Source organism: Hominenteromicrobium mulieris (assembly GCF_046197855.1).
Classification (GTDB): Bacteria; Bacillota; Clostridia; order Oscillospirales; family Acutalibacteraceae; genus Hominenteromicrobium; species Hominenteromicrobium mulieris.
This window is the reverse complement of record NZ_CP173188.1, coordinates 1122931-1137859: the sequence shown is the minus strand read 5'-3', so window position 1 is coordinate 1137859 and position 14929 is coordinate 1122931. Positions and strand designations below refer to the sequence as shown.

Genomic DNA, 14929 nt, shown 5'->3' with positions numbered 1-14929 from the left:
CGTTGTGCGGGCTTGTTTTCGCGCCTGCCTTGTGCTAAAATAAATGAGAAAAGTCGCGGAACAGCCGCGGCGGTTGTATTGATCTCATTTTCTCTTGGGAGGGCTTATTATGTCAGAACCTTTACGCGCCATGATGATCGGCGCACACCCGGACGATGTCGATATCTGCACCTGCGGCATCACAAAGCGCTTGGTTTCAAAGGGCTGCATTGTCCGCTTTGTCTCCATGACGACCGGCAACGCAGGCCACCAGACCATGCGCGGCGAAGAACTCATCAAAACGCGCGTGGCAGAAGCACAAAAAAGCGCTGCCTACCTCGGCGCCACCTATGAAATTCTGCCGTTCGACGACGGCCGCCTGACCCCGTCGCTCGAAGCGCGCGAAACGCTCATGCGCACCATCCGCAATTTTAAGCCGGACGTCATCTTCACGAACCGCGCGTGCGATTATCACCCCGACCACCGCGCTACGGGCCAGCTCGTGCAGGATTGCTCGTATCTCATGGGCGTGCCCGCTATTTGCCCGGATACCCCCGTGCTGCGCAAAACGCCGACCATTCTTTACTGGGCAGACGGCTTCACCGACCCCAAACCGTTCCGCTCCGATTTCGCCCGCCCGGCGGATGACGACCGCGAAACGCTGTTTCACGTCGAGTGCTGCCACGCCTCCCAGTTTCTCGATTGGCTTCCGTGGGCAGATGACCACGTGGATCTCGCCGGTAAAACGCACGAGGAGCGCGTAGAGTACCTGCGCAGTACGTTCAACTGGGACCGCGGCGACGTGGACGAGGACGTGCTCGCGTGCCTCACCCGCCAGTACGGCGCAGAATTTGCAAAAACCGTTCGCTTTGCCGAAAGCTGGCAGGTGAGCGAATACGGCGCGCCTGTTTCCGATGCGCTCAAAGAACTGCTCATCGGTCTCGACTGAGCCGAATATTTCCGCGGTTCACCCCGCAAATCAAAGACCAAAGGATAGAAAAATGAAAATTTTAGCCATTGAAAGCTCCTGCGATGAGACCGCCGCAGCCGTTGTAGAAAACGGCCGCCGCGTGCTTTCCAGCGTCGTCGCAACGCAGGTAGAAGAACACAAGTTATACGGCGGTGTCGTGCCGGAGATCGCCTCGCGCCGCCACAGCGAAGCTATCGTAGGCGTCGTGCGTGAAGCACTCGAGCGCGCCGAGCTCACCGTAGACGACCTCGATGCCATCGGCGTCACCTACGCGCCGGGGCTCATCGGTGCGCTGCTCGTCGGCGTAAATTTCGCGAAAGGCCTCTCTCTTTCTGCAAATTTACCGCTCATCCCGGTGCACCACCTGCGCAGCCACATCGCGTCAAACTACATCACGAACCCGGAACTCGAGCCTCCGTTCCTGTGCCTTGTCGTCTCCGGCGGCCACACGCACATCATCGAAGTGACGGACTACACAAAGCTCCGCATCCTCGGAAAAACGCGTGACGATGCCGCGGGCGAAGCGTTCGATAAGGCTGCGCGCGCCATGGGCATGCCCTATCCCGGCGGCATCGCCATGGATAAACTCGCTGAGACCGGCAACGACAAAGCGTTCAAGCTCCCGCGCCCGACCGTAGACGGCGCCCCGCTCGATTTCAGCTTCTCCGGCCTCAAGACCGCCGTCATCAACATTCTGCATAATGCCGAGCAAAAGGGCCAGACCGTCAACATCGCCGATCTTTCCGCCTCTTACCGCAAGGCCGTTGTCGATTGCCTCGTGCGCAACTTTCTGCACGCCGCAGACGAGACCGGCCATAAAAAGCTCGTCATCGCGGGTGGCGTCTCCGCAAACGCGCTCCTGCGCCGCCGCCTCACGGAAGAATGCAAGCGTACCGGCCGCACGCTCTATATGCCCGACCTCTCTCTCACCGGCGACAACGCCGCCATGGTCGGCGCACAGGCCTACTACGAATATCTCGCCGGCCATACCGCCGGCATGAAGCTGAACGCCTGCGCCCAGCGCTCCATCGACTTAGGCTGAGTTTTCAAATTTCACAACACCCAAAAACGACCCGCAAACGGAATTTTTTCTCCGTCTCGGGTCGTTTCTTTATGCCTGTTTGGTTTTACTCCCGCGGCACCACAAACCAGTGTTGGTTCTCCCGCAGCTTTTCCTCCGCGCGCTTCAAAAGCGCTTTCGCGTCGATGAGGTAGCACGCCGCGTCGCCGATCTTCCCTGTGACGATCTCATTTTTCGCGGGGTCCAGAATCTCCTTCACGCGGCGGTACGTCGTCTCCAAGCCCTTAAAATCGTGGCCGTACATGTACTTTTCCTCGCCGTTCACAACGTAGCGGATCTTCTCCTTCGTCAAGACGTAGTCCGTGCCGAAGCGCTCCTCCACGCCGTGCATAAACGTGCAGCAGTCAAGCACCTCGCCGATAAACAGCAGCCGTCCGCCGATCTCCGGCAGCTTCATAAACGGCGAGTTCTTCCCCACCGGGGTGATGTCCTCTCCATGCAATGCTGTCAGCTCCGCAGCACGCTTGCCGCGCACACAAACGGAGTGCGTCGGGTGCACGCTGCGCACCACGCCCGGCATTCTCCAGAACGTGCGCGGCAAAAGCCCGATGCACGGCACGGTTTTGTCCGCGTCAAACACCGGGTGCTCCGGCGTGACGTTCTCATACGTCAGCGCAGGCAGCAAAAGCGTGCCGTCGTCGCCAAGCGCCGCCTGCAACGTGTCGAGCACCGTCTCCGGCGTCTCCTTTGTCCCCAACGCCTTCATCGATGCGTGCACCAAAATCGTCTCACCCTCTTTGATTCCCAGCGCTTTCATATCCGCCAAAAGCTTCTTCGCATCATTCATTTGAGTTTTCCTCCCCACAAAACAATACCCAAGCAGCGCTTGTTCAGGCTTTTTTATTTCACCGAATCAATCGTCCCGCCGCCCAAAACGCGGTCGCCGTCGTACAGCACGACGGACTGCCCGCAGGTGATGGCGCGCTGCGGCTCGTCAAAGACGACCTTCAGGCTGTCCGGTCCTGTCTGCGTCACGGTCGCCCACTGCTCGGGCTGGCGGTAGCGCACCTTCGCCTTAATGTGCATCGGCTCCTTGATTTCCGCGACGGAAATCAAATTAATGCCGCTCGCTGTGAGCTCCTTTTTGAAAAGTTCGCTTTCCGGGCTTAGCGTCACGGTGTTCTTTTCAATATCCACCGATTTCACATACAGCGGTGCCGGCAGTGCGAGCCCCAGACCCTTGCGCTGGCCGATCGTGTAGCGGATCACGCCGCGGTGTTGCCCCAGCACGTTGCCATCTGTGTCCACAAAATCCCCGGGCGGGTACGTTTTGCCCGTGTACTGCTCGATGAAATCGGCATATGAGCCGTTCTGCACAAAGCAGATGTCCTGACTGTCGTGCTTACGCGCATTGATAAAATTGTGCGCCTCCGCAAGCGCGCGCACTTCACACTTCTCCATGCCGCCGAGCGGGAACTGCACGTGCTTTAGCTGCTCCTGCGTCAGCGACCACAGCACATAGCTCTGGTCTTTGTTGTGGTCAACGGCCTTTTTCAGGAGATACCGCCCCGTATTTTCGTCAAAATCAATTTGCGCGTAATGCCCCGTGACAACATAATCATAATTCAGCTCAACCATGCGCTGAAACAGCTTATCAAACTTCAAATAGCGGTTGCAATCGATGCACGGGTTCGGCGTCACACCCGTTTCATAAGAGTGCACAAACTTGTCGATAACATCCGTTTTGAAGCGGTCGGCAAAATTAAACACATAGTACGGCATGTCAAGCGCATACGCCACACTGCGCGCGTCCTCTACATCATCAAGCGAACAGCAGGTATGCTCGCGACGCAGACCGATGTCCTCATTCTGGTACAGCTTCATGGTCGCGCCCATGCAGGTGTAGCCCTTTTCTTTCATAAGCAGCGCCGCCACACTGGAATCCACGCCGCCGCTCATGGCTATGATCGCTTTTTTACACATAGTTTCGGTAAAACCCTTTCGTTATCGTTTCACATCGCCGCGCGCGGTGACAATCTCATAGCCTGCCGACTTCACGCGCTGCTCCAGACACCCGCGGCACTGCGCGGCCTCTTCCCCTGTACAGATCTTGTTCTCATACAGCTCATAAAGCTTTCGCACGCGCACCGGCGAAAGGTTCGGCATCACAACATTTCCGCCCGCCTTCAGCCCCAGCTCGCGCCCTTGCGGGTGAATGGTGCCAAGCGCCGTCGTAGACGGCAAAAGCGCATACGGAAACAACAAACGTAATATTGAGAGGAGCCGCAGCGTCAACTCGAGCGAGCCGCTCTTTTCGTTTGCAAACGGCGTCTGCGCGTGCGTGATATACGGCCCGATGCCGATCATGTCCGGCTGCAACTTCTGCAAAAAGCGCAGGTCAGAAATAAGATTCTCCGTCGTCTGATACGGCGAACCCACCATAAAGCCGGAACCTACCTGATACCCGATGTCCTTTAGATCAAAAAGACATGCTTGCCGGTGTAAAGCGCTCAATTCATTCGGGTGCAGCTTGCCGTAATGCTCGGGATCGGCCGTCTCATGACGCAAAAGATAGCGGTTTGCGCCCGCATCAAAATACTTCCGGTAGCTTTCGCGGCTCTTTTCGCCGATGGAAAGCGTAATGGCGCAGTCCGGGTGCTGCGCATGGATGGCCGCGACGATCTCGCAGATGAGATCATCCGTGTAAAACGGGTCCTCGCCGCCCTGCAAAACGAACGTGCGAAAGCCGAGGTCGTACCCCTCCGCGCAGCAGGAAAGAATCTCCTCTTTCGTCAAACGGTATCGCGTCACGTTTCGGTTATCCCGACGGATGCCACAATAGTAACAGTTATTTTTGCAGTAATTCGTAAACTCAATGAGTCCGCGCACGTACACGTCCGTGCCGTAGTGCGTGCGGCGCACCTCGTCCGCGGCCTTTTGCAGCGCCGCGTCATAGGCATCGGTCTCCAAAATCGTCTTAAATTCCGCATCGCTGAGGTTACGCTGCTCGCGCAGACGGTCGACCAAAGCGTTAATTTCATTTGCGGTCATGAAATTCCGCCTTTCTTTAAATTCGGTGTCGCTCACTCCGCCTGCGGCTTTTCCAGCGTGCGCATCGCAAGGATCGTGTCGGAAATGAGGTCGTCGAGCGTCCAGCCCAGCATATCTGCACCGCGCTGAATGACCTCACGGGAGCAGCCCGCGGCAAAGTTGAGCGCCTTGTATTTTTTCTTTACGGATTTAAGCTCCAAGTCGAGCGTGCTTTTCGACGGACGCATCAGCGCCACCGCACCGATGAGCCCCGTCAGCTCGTCCACGGCGTACAGCACCTTTTCCATCTCGTGCTCGGGCGCAATGTCCACCGTCAGCAAATAGCCGTGGCTCGCCGTTGCGTGGATAAGGCGCTCGCTAAGCCCGCGCTCGCGCATGATCTCCTGCGATTTAATGCAGTGCTGCTCCGGGAACTGCTCGAAGTCGAGGTCGTGCAAAAGCCCCACAATGCCCCAAAAATCGACTTCATCGCCGTAGCCGAGCTTTTCCGCGTACCAACGCATCACGCCCTCCACGGTCTCGCCGTGCTTCAAATGGAACGGCTCTTTGTTGTACTCCGTGAGCAGTGCCCACGCTTCTTCCCTTGTGATTTCCTTTGCCATTTTTCATCCCTTCGTAAAAATCTAAAAGCATACGGTTTTACTATGCTTTGATTTTACACACGAAGCGTCGCTTTGTCAAGGAAATTAAGCGAAGTTGCGCCATACGCCGAAAATGAGCGCCGAGAGGAACCACGCCGCCCACAGCGCAACGGAAAAGCGCTTAAAAAGCAGCGGCGGTTTACCCTTTGCGTACCGCACCGCTTCCAAAACGCCCCAAAGGAGCGCAAACGGCAAAAAGAACAGCATAAAGGGGTTCAGCGCCCACGCACCGGCAAAGTCCAATTGCAAAAGCGCTGCGATCATCCGTGTCGTTCCGCAGGAAGGACACAGCACGCCGAAAACCTTGCGGACGAGGCACGGCGGACGAAGAATATACAAAACGACAAGCACAGCCGCAGCACCGAAAACCGCTGCCAAGGCCCGCTTAATCCGTTTTTGTCTCTCCCCGCTCATATCTCGCTCTCCTTTTAAACTTAACATTTCTATTGTACTGCAAAAGCAGAATACCGTCAAGCGCTGCAAGTTTGTTTATCTTTTGCACACTTTATGTAAAAAGTGTTTGCATTTTCGAAAAAACTTCTTGCAATTTCTGTGTTTTGTGATATAATCAAACTTGTAGTAAACTTTAATGTGTTGTACGAAACGGCACAACTATTCTCGGGAGGAATTCAAAATGAACACTGGTTATCTTGGCGATACGACCCCGAAGCTCGGTTTCGGCCTCATGCGTCTGCCGATGATCGGCGACGAGATCGATATGGAGCAAGTGAAAGCCATGGTCGATACTTTCATGGCAAAAGGCTTTACGTATTTTGACACCGCATACGTATACATCAACGGTAAAAGTGAAGTCGCAGCGCGCGAAGCCATTGTGAAGCGCTACCCGCGTGACAGCTTCACGCTCGCTACAAAGCTACCCCTTTGGGACAACATAGAGACGGAAGCCGACATGCAGCGCATTTTCGATGAATCTATGGAACGCGCAGGTGTCGAGTATTTCGATTACTACCTGCTGCACTCCATGGACAAAGCGAAGTTCGAGAAAGCCGACCGCATCGGCGCGTGGGACTTCCTTTTCAAGATGAAAGCACAGGGCAAAATCAAGCACTGCGGATTCTCGTTCCACGACAGCGCGGAAGTGCTCGACGAAGCGCTCACCAAGCACCCGGAAGTCGAATTCGTCCAACTCCAGCTCAACTACATCGACTGGGAAAACGATAACGTGCAGTCCAGAAAGTGCTACGAGGTCGCCGTCAAGCACAATAAACCCATCATCGTTATGGAGCCGGTCAAGGGCGGTTCCCTCGCAAGCATGAACAACGAAATTCAGGGCATCATGAAGGCACAGAATCCTGATCTTTCCATCCCGTCTTGGGCTGTCCGTTTCTGCGCAGGTCTCGATAACATCCTCACCGTGCTCTCCGGTATGAGCACCAAAGCGCAGCTTGACGATAACGTTTCCTACATGGAGCACTTTGAGCCGCTCAGTGACAAGGAGCACGAGGTGCTGAAAACCGTCGTCGAAAAACTCAACGCCATTCCCACCATTCCATGTACCGGCTGCCGGTACTGCGTAGACGACTGTCCCATGCAGATCCACATCCCGGACATTTTCCGTGCCGTAAACCACCAGAAGCAGTTCGGCTCCGAGGATAATGTCGATCGCAGCGGCTACGAATCCGCAACACGCGAAGGCGGCAAGGCAAGCGAATGTCTCCATTGCGGTTCCTGCGAAGCGCACTGCCCGCAGCACATCCACATCATCGAAGAGCTCGAAGATGCCGCAAAGCTGTTTGAAAGCTGAGTAAAAACCACGACATAAAATCGACCGGGAAGCACAGCGCGTGTTTCCCGGTCTTTTTCCGTTTATTTTTCCTGCACGGCAATGATGACCTTCATCGTCGTCTCGCGGTTCGCGTCAATGTATTTATACGCGTCAAGGTACTGCGCAAACGGGAAAATTTTCGAGATAAGCGGCTTTAACTGCACTTTACCCGCTTCCACCAGCTCTATCGCGCCCACGTAGTCCTCGTGGCGGTACATCATCGTGCTCTTAATATCAAGCTCGTGGTCGTTCGCCACGGCCAGATCAACAGTCGCCATGTCGGCAAACACTGCCACAAGCACAATCACGCTACCCTTGCGCGCATACTGAATGGCCTGCCCCATCGTCATGTTGTTGCCCGCGCAGTCATAAATGACGTCCGCCTTGTCCGGGCCAAACGCTTCAACGAGCGCCTCGCCAAAGTTCTTCTCCTTCGTGTTCACGCAAACGTCCACGCCGCATTCCTTGGCTTTCTCCAAACGGTAGTCGCTCACGTCTGTAATCATCACCTTCGCCGCGCCAAGGCCTTTTGCCGCCTGCGCCACAAGGTTGCCGATCGGCCCCGCACCGAGCACCGCAATGTTCATGCCGGTCACGTCGCCCATCTGCCGCACGGCGTGCACCGCCACTGCAAGCGGCTCCAGCATCGCGCCCTCTTCAAAGCTCATGCTTTTAGGGATTGGTGTCACTTTCTTTGCGTCCACCGCAAAAAATTCGGAAGCCGTGCCCGTCGTCTGGAAGCCCATGACTTTCAGTTCCTCGCACAGGTTGTACTTGCCGTGCCGACACGGATAGCACTTGCCGCAGTACACCTGCGGCTCAATCGTCACTTTCTGCCCGACGGTAAGCCCTTCGACATTCGCACCGCACTTTACAATTTCACCCGAGACCTCATGTCCCTGCGTCACGGGGTATTTCGTGAAAGGATGCTTGCCGTGGTACACGTGGATGTCCGATCCGCAAACGCCGATGTCCATAATTTTCACCAGCACCTGCCCGTCCCCGATTTCCGGCACGGGAATTTCCCGGAAAATGATCTTGCCCGGCTCTGTCATAACTTGCTGAAGCATACGCTTTCCTCCCAACTACTTTAGTAATTTTCGTATCTGCACTTCCGTCGCCGGAAGCAGTTTTTTAAGGTGTGCAATCATTTTTTCTTCGGAGTCCTTCGGTTCGCTCTTATACGCAGACGTCACATAATCGTACCCGAATAAATGCTCCGGCGTCGTGTACTGCGCCACCGCCCAGCCGTAGGGCCTGCCGTTTTTATCCTTCAGGCGGATAAAATCCGAAACGCACAAATACGTCTGCATTTGCAGCCGCGTGATGCACGTTTCAAAGCCCGTGTTGCCGCCTTTGCGGTAATCGAGCTTCTTTTTGAGGAATTTTGAAAGAATTTCGCCCTCCGCATTGACTGTATTATACAGCTCCTCGTCCTTGTGGAACACCAGTCCGTCATCACAGCGCGCGTCAAAATCATAGCCGTCACGGCGGAAATTTACAAGCTCCGGCAGCCATTCCCGGCTGACAAACCCCGCTTTTTTCCGGAAAAACTTGCCGTACGCGCAGCGCTTCGTCTGCGCCGCCGGGCCTTTCCACTCCCAAGGTCCGTCGCGGTCTTCAGCGAACCAATACGCCGGCGCGCACATCTCCTCCACCGAAAAGCCCGGAATGTCATTCGGAAAAAACGGCAGAAAACCGTAGTATTCCACCGCCTGCAAAAGGTCTTCCATACTCTCCAATTTCCGTTTCATTTTCCACGCCCTCTTTTCTTTATATCGCTTCCAGTATAGCGTGTTTTCACCACAAAATCAAGATATGCTGTTTAATTTTAGGCGCATATAAACAAAAATAGTCTGCATTTTCTGCAAGCTATCGTTGTGGTTTTATTCGGAAAGGGATGCGATTAGCCGTTCCTTATATCCAAAACGAGCTTCACAATTATAACGACCATGCCCACACCGCCCATCGCAATGCCGATATCGGTCTGTTTCAGCGTCGGCGCGTCTGGATCTCTGAACGTGCATCACGGGTCTTGTACAAGCAAGGGACCGTGCTTTGGCATCAGGAAGCCAAAGCTTCAGGCACAATTTATGCCCTCAAGGCAGTTTAACTTAACATGAAATTGAGAAGTATGTATCGTTTGTTTGGTGGAAAATTTCACTGCGCAGCGATATACTGAATGCAGAAAGGAAGTGGAGCTTATGCTCGCCGATAATCTCATTTTGCTGCGCGGCCTTAAGGGGCTGACGCAGGAGCAGGCGGCGGAAATCGCCGGGGTGACGCGGCAGTCCTACTCCAAGTGGGAGCAGGGCGAAACCGTGCCGGACATTGAAAAATGCGACCACCTTGCAAGGCACTACGGCGTGACGCTGGACGCGCTTTTGCACGACCAAAACCGAGTGGGCCACACGGCTCTCGCCCCTGCCCCTGCGGGCAAGCACCTTTGGGGTGCGGTGACACTCAGCACGCGCGGGCAGATCGTTATTCCGAAGGCAGCGCGGGAAATGTTTGACTTAAAGGAAGGCGACCGGCTGATCGTGCTCGGTGACAAGGGTGAAGGCATTGCCCTTGTGAAGGCAGAAGACTTTGAGCGAAAAATGCAGAAAGCGCTCGAGATAAGCCAACACCCTGCCGAGCCGTAAGGTTTGCTTCCGCAAAATTGTTACACATTCAGAGAGGAGAAAAATTCTATGAATTGCCCGAAATGCGGAAAAGCGATGCGCGAGGGATACTTGTTTACAAGCAAGGACGGCGCGTTCAGCTTTGCGAACACCGTGCCCGGCGTATTTGAAAACGCCAAAAACGCCGACGGCTTTGTGGAGATCACGCCGTTAAAGCCAAGCCACCGCGTGCGGATACAGGCGAATATCTGCGAAGACTGCCGCACGATAGTTTTTGACTATTGAGCTTAAATAAAGAGCCCGAAAAAGGAAATTTGAAAAAGACGGAATACGAGAGAAACTAAAAACAGCGAGGTGCTGTGGGTATCCCCATGCACTTCGCTGTTTTGTTTGATTTTCAGCCGGGATCAGCCCATATTGGAGAAGCGTTCCACAGCTTTTGTGAAGTTTTCGATGGTTTTATCTGCGTCGCCGTGCTCGATGCTGTCGCGCACGCCGTGCTTGATGTGCCCCTCTAATACGGCCTTGCCGCAGCCGTGCAAAGCGGATTTTGCGGGAAATGGCTTACGGCTTTAAAAGCGGGATAGACGCTCTGCACGTTTCGATCAATTCGCGGTCGGCGAGCGCAGGAATCGCGCCTTTTTTCGTCGCGCAGACGGAGCCTGCGGCGTTTGCAAAATCGGCCGCATCGCGCAGCTCGGCTTCGTTGATCTCGGAAACGGGCTTGCCGGTCTCCATGAGCTTTGTGAGGAACGCGCCGAAGAAGCTGTCGCCGGAGCCGGTGGTATCGACGACTTTTGTATCGTAGGTGTTGAGCGTTAAGGTTGTTTTCGGGGTGCAGACGACGCAGCCCTTTGCGCCGCGCGTGATGACCGCCGCCTGCACGCCGAGCTTAAAGAACTCCCTTGCGCCCGCTTCGATCTCGGTGCAGCCGGTGAGCATTTCAAGCTCCTCATCGGACGCTTTGACGACATCGGCAAGCGGCAGCAGACTCTTCATGGCGTGGATGCCGGCTTCGGCATTTGGCCACAGCGGTGCGCGCCAGTTCGGGTCGTAGGCGGTGATAGCACCGTGCTCGCGGGCGTAGGAAACAATCTGCGGCACAGCCGTGCGGCCCGGCTCTGCAGTAAGCAGGAGCGAGCCGAAGCACAGTACCTTGGCGTTTGCGAGTGCATCCTTATTGACCTCATCGAACGTGATTTGCGTATCGGCGCCGGGGTTACGGTAAAAGCTGAAATCGCGGTCTCCGGATTCGGACAGCTGCACAAACGCGAGCGACGTTGCGGTATCGTTTGAGAAATGGAGGTTTTCGACATCGACATTTTGCTTAACGAGCGTATCACGCAGGAACGTGCCGAACATGTCCTGCCCCACCTTGCCGATGAAGCCTGCGGATACACCGAGGCGCGCCGCCTGCACGGCGACGTTTGCTGGTGCGCCACCGGGGTTCTGCTCAAAAATCGGGATGCCGGCCGGCGTTTTGCCTGTGGGGGTAAAATCGATCAGAAGTTCACCGAGTGCGTAAAAATCTGCCATGAAAAACAGCTCCTTAATTACAGAATATTTTCATCAATGCACTTTAAGACAAATTCGCTGAACAGGGAGTTTGACCATGCGAACCACGGGCGCGTGAACTTAGAGGGGTCGTCCTTATGGAAACCCTCGTGCATGAAGCCCTTGCCGTCATCGGTCGTTTTTAACATGTGGAGAAGCGCTTTGCATTCCTCCGGGTCACGGCTTGTGAGTCCCTGCATGGAAAGTGCGATATGCCAGATGTACTCCGGCGGGGTGTGCGGGCTGCCGACACCCTTGGCCGCGGTGCCCTCGTAATAATACGGGTTTTCTTTGCTCAAAACAAAGGCACGGGTGTTTTTATAAATTTCGTCGTCGGCGCTGCAGTAGCCGAGGTACGGGATGGACATGAGGCTCGGGACGTTGGCGTCATCCATGAAGACGTAGTTGCCAAGGCCGTCGGTCTCATAGGCGTACATTTTGCCGAACTTCGGGTGCTCGACGACGCCGTATTTTTCGATGCCGTCTCGGATCTCGGACGCGAGCTTTTCGGCACGGGCGGCGACTTCCTCGTCCTTATAGATCTCACGCATGATCTCCGCGGTGTAGCCGAGGGTTACGACGGCGAACATGTTGGACGGGATGAGATAGCCGTAGACGCAGGCGTCATCGCTGGGACGGAAGCCCGACCAGGTCATGCCCGTAACGGCGACCGGCGCGCCGTGGCCGTCGTGCGTAAGGGTATCGGTGGGCGGGCAGTTGATGCGGCGGAAATAGTACGGGGACTTGCTGTGATTCTGCTCGACAGTGAAAAGGTCGAGGATGCGCAGGGTGCTCTTTTTGTACTGGTCGTTAAACTGGCCTGTGCGGCCGGTCTCTTTCCAGAGAAGGTACGCGAGCTGCACCGGGTAGCAGAGCGAATCGATCTCATACTTGCGCTCCCAGACCCACGGGGTCTCGAAATCGGTATCGTCGGATTCGCCGCTGGCGGTCTGACCGAGCGTTTCCGCAGCGTATTTCGGCCAGCACATGCCGTTCGCTTCCTGATTGAACGCGTTTGCGTAGGGGTCGATATCAATGCACTTGAACTGGCGGTTCACGAGGCCCTCAATGCAATCGGCAACCTCTGCGTCGTGCTTTGCGACAGGCAGATAGTGGCGAACCTGCGCGGTGGAATCACGCAGCCACATGGCGGGGATATCGCCGGTGATGACGAAGGTATCTTTTTCGCCGATGGTTTTGACGGTGGTATCCATGGTGTTGGGGTAGCAATTTTTAAAGAGCTCCGAGAGCTTCGCGTCGTTTGCGAGCTTTTCCTCGCAGATGCGCTTGACTTCCAAATCAATGGCTTTCATGGGATGATTCCTTTCGGGTGTGAAATATAAATAGTAGTTGTCGGTAAGCGAGGGTTAAAAGTCTTTGTTCAAACTTTCTTCGAGAAAGTTTGTCCGTTTCCAAAGGTGAAACCTTTGGTCGTCGTCCGCAGACGACGAAATCTTTTTGCGTTCATAAAATCAGGACGGGAGGGCGGAACTTCCAGTGGACGTTCCGCCCGTGGGAGACCCAATTAGGGGGTCTCCCGAAAAGGCGAAGCCTTTTAGAAAAGGTCGATCAAAGACTTTATTCGTTCGCGATTACGGAAAATCGGTGATTAAAGGCTCTGCAAAAACTCCGCTGCGAGGTCGAACCACTTGCCGACGTGCGGCAGGAGCTGGGCATCGCTGTTCGAGGTGACTTCGTTGCAAAGCGACAGGCCGTGGCCGCCCTCCGGGAACATGTGGAACTCCGTTTTGATGCCGTTTTTCTGCAAGGCGCTGACGAGCATCAGGGCGTTTTCGACCGGGACGCAGTCATCCGGCTGGGTGTGCCAGACGAACGTGGGCGGGGTATCTTTCGTGACGAAGTTTTCGAGCGACTGATTCGCTTTTTCGAGCTCGTACTGCTCACCGAGAAGGTTCTTGATGGAATCGTGGTGGGCGAACGGGCCGGACGTGATGACCGGATAGGAGAGGATCTGGCCGTTCGGGCGCAGAAGCTCGGACGGGCAGTTCATAGCCTCCGCAACGAACGGGCGGTTCCAGAAATTGCCGTAGCTTGCGGCTAAATGGCCGCCGGCGGAAAAACCGATGGTGAAAACCTTTTCGGGGTCACAGCCGTACTTTACGCCTTCTTCGCGGACGTATTTCACGGCAGTGGCGACTTCCAGAAGGGCAGTCGGAAAGCGCGCCGGGGCAACGGAATAGCGCACGACAACGGCGTTCATGCCGATGGCATTGAAGCGCATGGCGATGGGCTCGGCTTCACGGTCGGACGTAAAGGCGTACGCGCCGCCCGGGCAGACGATGACGGTGGGACGCTTTTCGATGGGAACCTCTTTTGAAAGATCCAGAAAATACGTATACATGGCTGCGTAATCCGCAGAGCCCGGCACGTGCAGTTTGATTTTTTCATGTATCATAAAGACAACTCCTTTGGCCGCAAAATTGCAGGATAAACCATACTGTCTTTAGTATATCAGCTGTTGACGGGCGGTGCAAGGCGATTTTGTGAAAATTTGGGTATGATCACGCTTTTTAGAATAATGTTGGGTAAAAAAGAAAGCCGCTGCCCGGTTTGGGTGCGGCTCTCGGCTAAACGAACTTACTTCGTTTTCTTTGCGGTTTTGGTGGTTTTTGCGGCTGCCTTTGTGGTTTTGGCGGCGGGCTTGGCTTCGGCTTTAACTTCTGCCTTGACTTCCGACTTTGCTTCGGCTTTCACCTCTGCCTTAGCTTTCTCTTTTGCAGCCGGCTTTGCGGTTTTTGCGGCGCACTTTGCCGGGGCTTTCTTTTCCTTTTCGACCTCGGTGAGCACCCAGTTCTGGTTATCGCCCTTCACGAACTCCCAAAGCTGTGCCGGTGCGCCGTCTGCATCGCTGATGTCCTTGATGTCGATGACCTTGCCGGACGCGACATGCGTGATGCGGCGGCAGCCCTTGACGGTAGTGGTCAGCTTCCAGAGCTGGGAAGCGTTGCCCTGTGCCTCTGCGAGAACAAGTGCGGTGCCGTTTTCTGCCTCACCCGGAACGGTGAGCGCGAGACCGCTGACCTTATGGACGAGCTGCACGGACGTGCCTTCTGCCGGGACGGCACACCAGACCTGCGTTTCGCCGCCGTTTGCGGTCATCTGCACGGCAGAGCCGCCGCAGGAAGCGAGAACCTTACCGCTTCTATGGTTTGTGATAACGTATTTCTTTTCTGTCTTTTCTGCCATGAATGATCTCTCCTTTATGAATAAACCTATGCTTTTCGCATATCATTTTCTGATTTTCTATGTACGATAATTAAGTATAATCATAAATTCCTGCAA

At 55.2% G+C, this 14929-nt stretch carries 16 protein-coding genes and 1 pseudogene; 5 read left to right on the top strand and 12 right to left on the bottom strand.

The window, feature by feature from the left end; genetic code table 11:
- The first annotated feature begins 109 nt into the window (after nt 1-109).
- On the top strand, nt 110-928 hold the full coding sequence (locus tag ACI0CA_RS05400) for a PIG-L deacetylase family protein (RefSeq protein WP_308449724.1): 819 nt from the start codon (nt 110-112) through the stop codon (nt 926-928).
- Nucleotides 929-980: 52 nt separating this feature from the next.
- Nucleotides 981-1991 (top strand): tRNA (adenosine(37)-N6)-threonylcarbamoyltransferase complex transferase subunit TsaD, encoded by a 1011-nt coding sequence (gene tsaD, locus ACI0CA_RS05395; protein ID WP_308449723.1) that lies wholly within the window; start codon nt 981-983, stop codon nt 1989-1991.
- 85 nt (nt 1992-2076) lie between these two features.
- Here the strand turns inward: tsaD and ACI0CA_RS05390 are convergent, their stop codons facing one another.
- The 5 genes from ACI0CA_RS05390 to ACI0CA_RS05370 form a co-directional block, all read right to left on the bottom strand.
- Nucleotides 2077-2817, bottom strand: a complete 741-nt coding sequence (locus ACI0CA_RS05390; RefSeq protein ID WP_308449722.1) for an AAC(3) family N-acetyltransferase — start codon at nt 2815-2817, stop codon at nt 2077-2079.
- Nucleotides 2818-2870: 53 nt separating this feature from the next.
- Complete coding sequence (mnmA, locus tag ACI0CA_RS05385; RefSeq protein WP_412264431.1) at nt 2871-3953, bottom strand: tRNA 2-thiouridine(34) synthase MnmA; 1083 nt, start codon at nt 3951-3953, stop codon at nt 2871-2873.
- 21 nt (nt 3954-3974) lie between these two features.
- Nucleotides 3975-5021: a [FeFe] hydrogenase H-cluster radical SAM maturase HydE gene (gene hydE, locus ACI0CA_RS05380; protein ID WP_308449720.1), complete on the bottom strand. Its 1047-nt coding sequence runs from the start codon at nt 5019-5021 to the stop codon at nt 3975-3977.
- A 32-nt stretch (nt 5022-5053) separates the two neighbouring features.
- Complete coding sequence (locus ACI0CA_RS05375; RefSeq protein WP_308449719.1) at nt 5054-5623, bottom strand: hydrolase; 570 nt, start codon at nt 5621-5623, stop codon at nt 5054-5056.
- Between the two features lie 84 nt (nt 5624-5707).
- The gene (locus ACI0CA_RS05370; protein ID WP_417115090.1) at nt 5708-6040 is read right to left on the bottom strand and encodes a DUF2752 domain-containing protein; all 333 of its coding nucleotides are present in this window, start codon (nt 6038-6040) and stop codon (nt 5708-5710) included.
- Between the two features lie 256 nt (nt 6041-6296).
- Between ACI0CA_RS05370 and ACI0CA_RS05365 the strand changes: the two genes are divergently transcribed.
- Nucleotides 6297-7427: an aldo/keto reductase gene (locus ACI0CA_RS05365; RefSeq protein ID WP_308449717.1), complete on the top strand. Its 1131-nt coding sequence runs from the start codon at nt 6297-6299 to the stop codon at nt 7425-7427.
- 62 nt (nt 7428-7489) lie between these two features.
- Here the strand turns inward: ACI0CA_RS05365 and ACI0CA_RS05360 are convergent, their stop codons facing one another.
- Nucleotides 7490-8518, bottom strand: coding sequence for a zinc-dependent alcohol dehydrogenase (locus tag ACI0CA_RS05360; protein WP_308449716.1), 1029 nt, complete (start codon nt 8516-8518; stop codon nt 7490-7492).
- A 15-nt stretch (nt 8519-8533) separates the two neighbouring features.
- Nucleotides 8534-9202 carry an AlkZ-related protein gene (locus tag ACI0CA_RS05355; protein WP_308449715.1) on the bottom strand — a complete coding sequence of 223 codons (669 nt, stop codon included), beginning with the start codon at nt 9200-9202 and terminating at the stop codon, nt 8534-8536.
- Nucleotides 9203-9652: 450 nt separating this feature from the next.
- Between ACI0CA_RS05355 and ACI0CA_RS05350 the strand changes: the two genes are divergently transcribed.
- The gene (locus ACI0CA_RS05350) at nt 9653-10093 is read left to right on the top strand and encodes a helix-turn-helix domain-containing protein (RefSeq protein ID WP_308449714.1); all 441 of its coding nucleotides are present in this window, start codon (nt 9653-9655) and stop codon (nt 10091-10093) included.
- Between the two features lie 48 nt (nt 10094-10141).
- Nucleotides 10142-10357 carry a PF20097 family protein gene (locus ACI0CA_RS05345; RefSeq protein WP_308449713.1) on the top strand — a complete coding sequence of 72 codons (216 nt, stop codon included), beginning with the start codon at nt 10142-10144 and terminating at the stop codon, nt 10355-10357.
- A gap of 122 nt (nt 10358-10479) precedes the next feature.
- Here ACI0CA_RS05345 and ACI0CA_RS05340 read toward each other — a convergent pair.
- The 5 genes and pseudogenes from ACI0CA_RS05340 to ACI0CA_RS05320 all read right to left on the bottom strand — a co-directional run.
- Nucleotides 10480-10626: pseudogene (locus ACI0CA_RS05340) on the bottom strand (metal-sensing transcriptional repressor); the annotation flags it as partial.
- Nucleotides 10627-10636: 10 nt separating this feature from the next.
- Nucleotides 10637-11608, bottom strand: a complete 972-nt coding sequence (locus ACI0CA_RS05335; protein ID WP_308449712.1) for a carbohydrate kinase family protein — start codon at nt 11606-11608, stop codon at nt 10637-10639.
- 17 nt (nt 11609-11625) lie between these two features.
- Complete coding sequence (locus tag ACI0CA_RS05330; RefSeq protein WP_308449711.1) at nt 11626-12939, bottom strand: glycoside hydrolase family 125 protein; 1314 nt, start codon at nt 12937-12939, stop codon at nt 11626-11628.
- Nucleotides 12940-13235: 296 nt separating this feature from the next.
- On the bottom strand, nt 13236-14042 hold the full coding sequence (locus ACI0CA_RS05325) for an alpha/beta hydrolase (protein WP_308449710.1): 807 nt from the start codon (nt 14040-14042) through the stop codon (nt 13236-13238).
- A gap of 182 nt (nt 14043-14224) precedes the next feature.
- Nucleotides 14225-14833 carry an RICIN domain-containing protein gene (locus ACI0CA_RS05320; protein ID WP_308449709.1) on the bottom strand — a complete coding sequence of 203 codons (609 nt, stop codon included), beginning with the start codon at nt 14831-14833 and terminating at the stop codon, nt 14225-14227.
- Between the last annotated feature and the right edge of the window lie 96 nt (nt 14834-14929).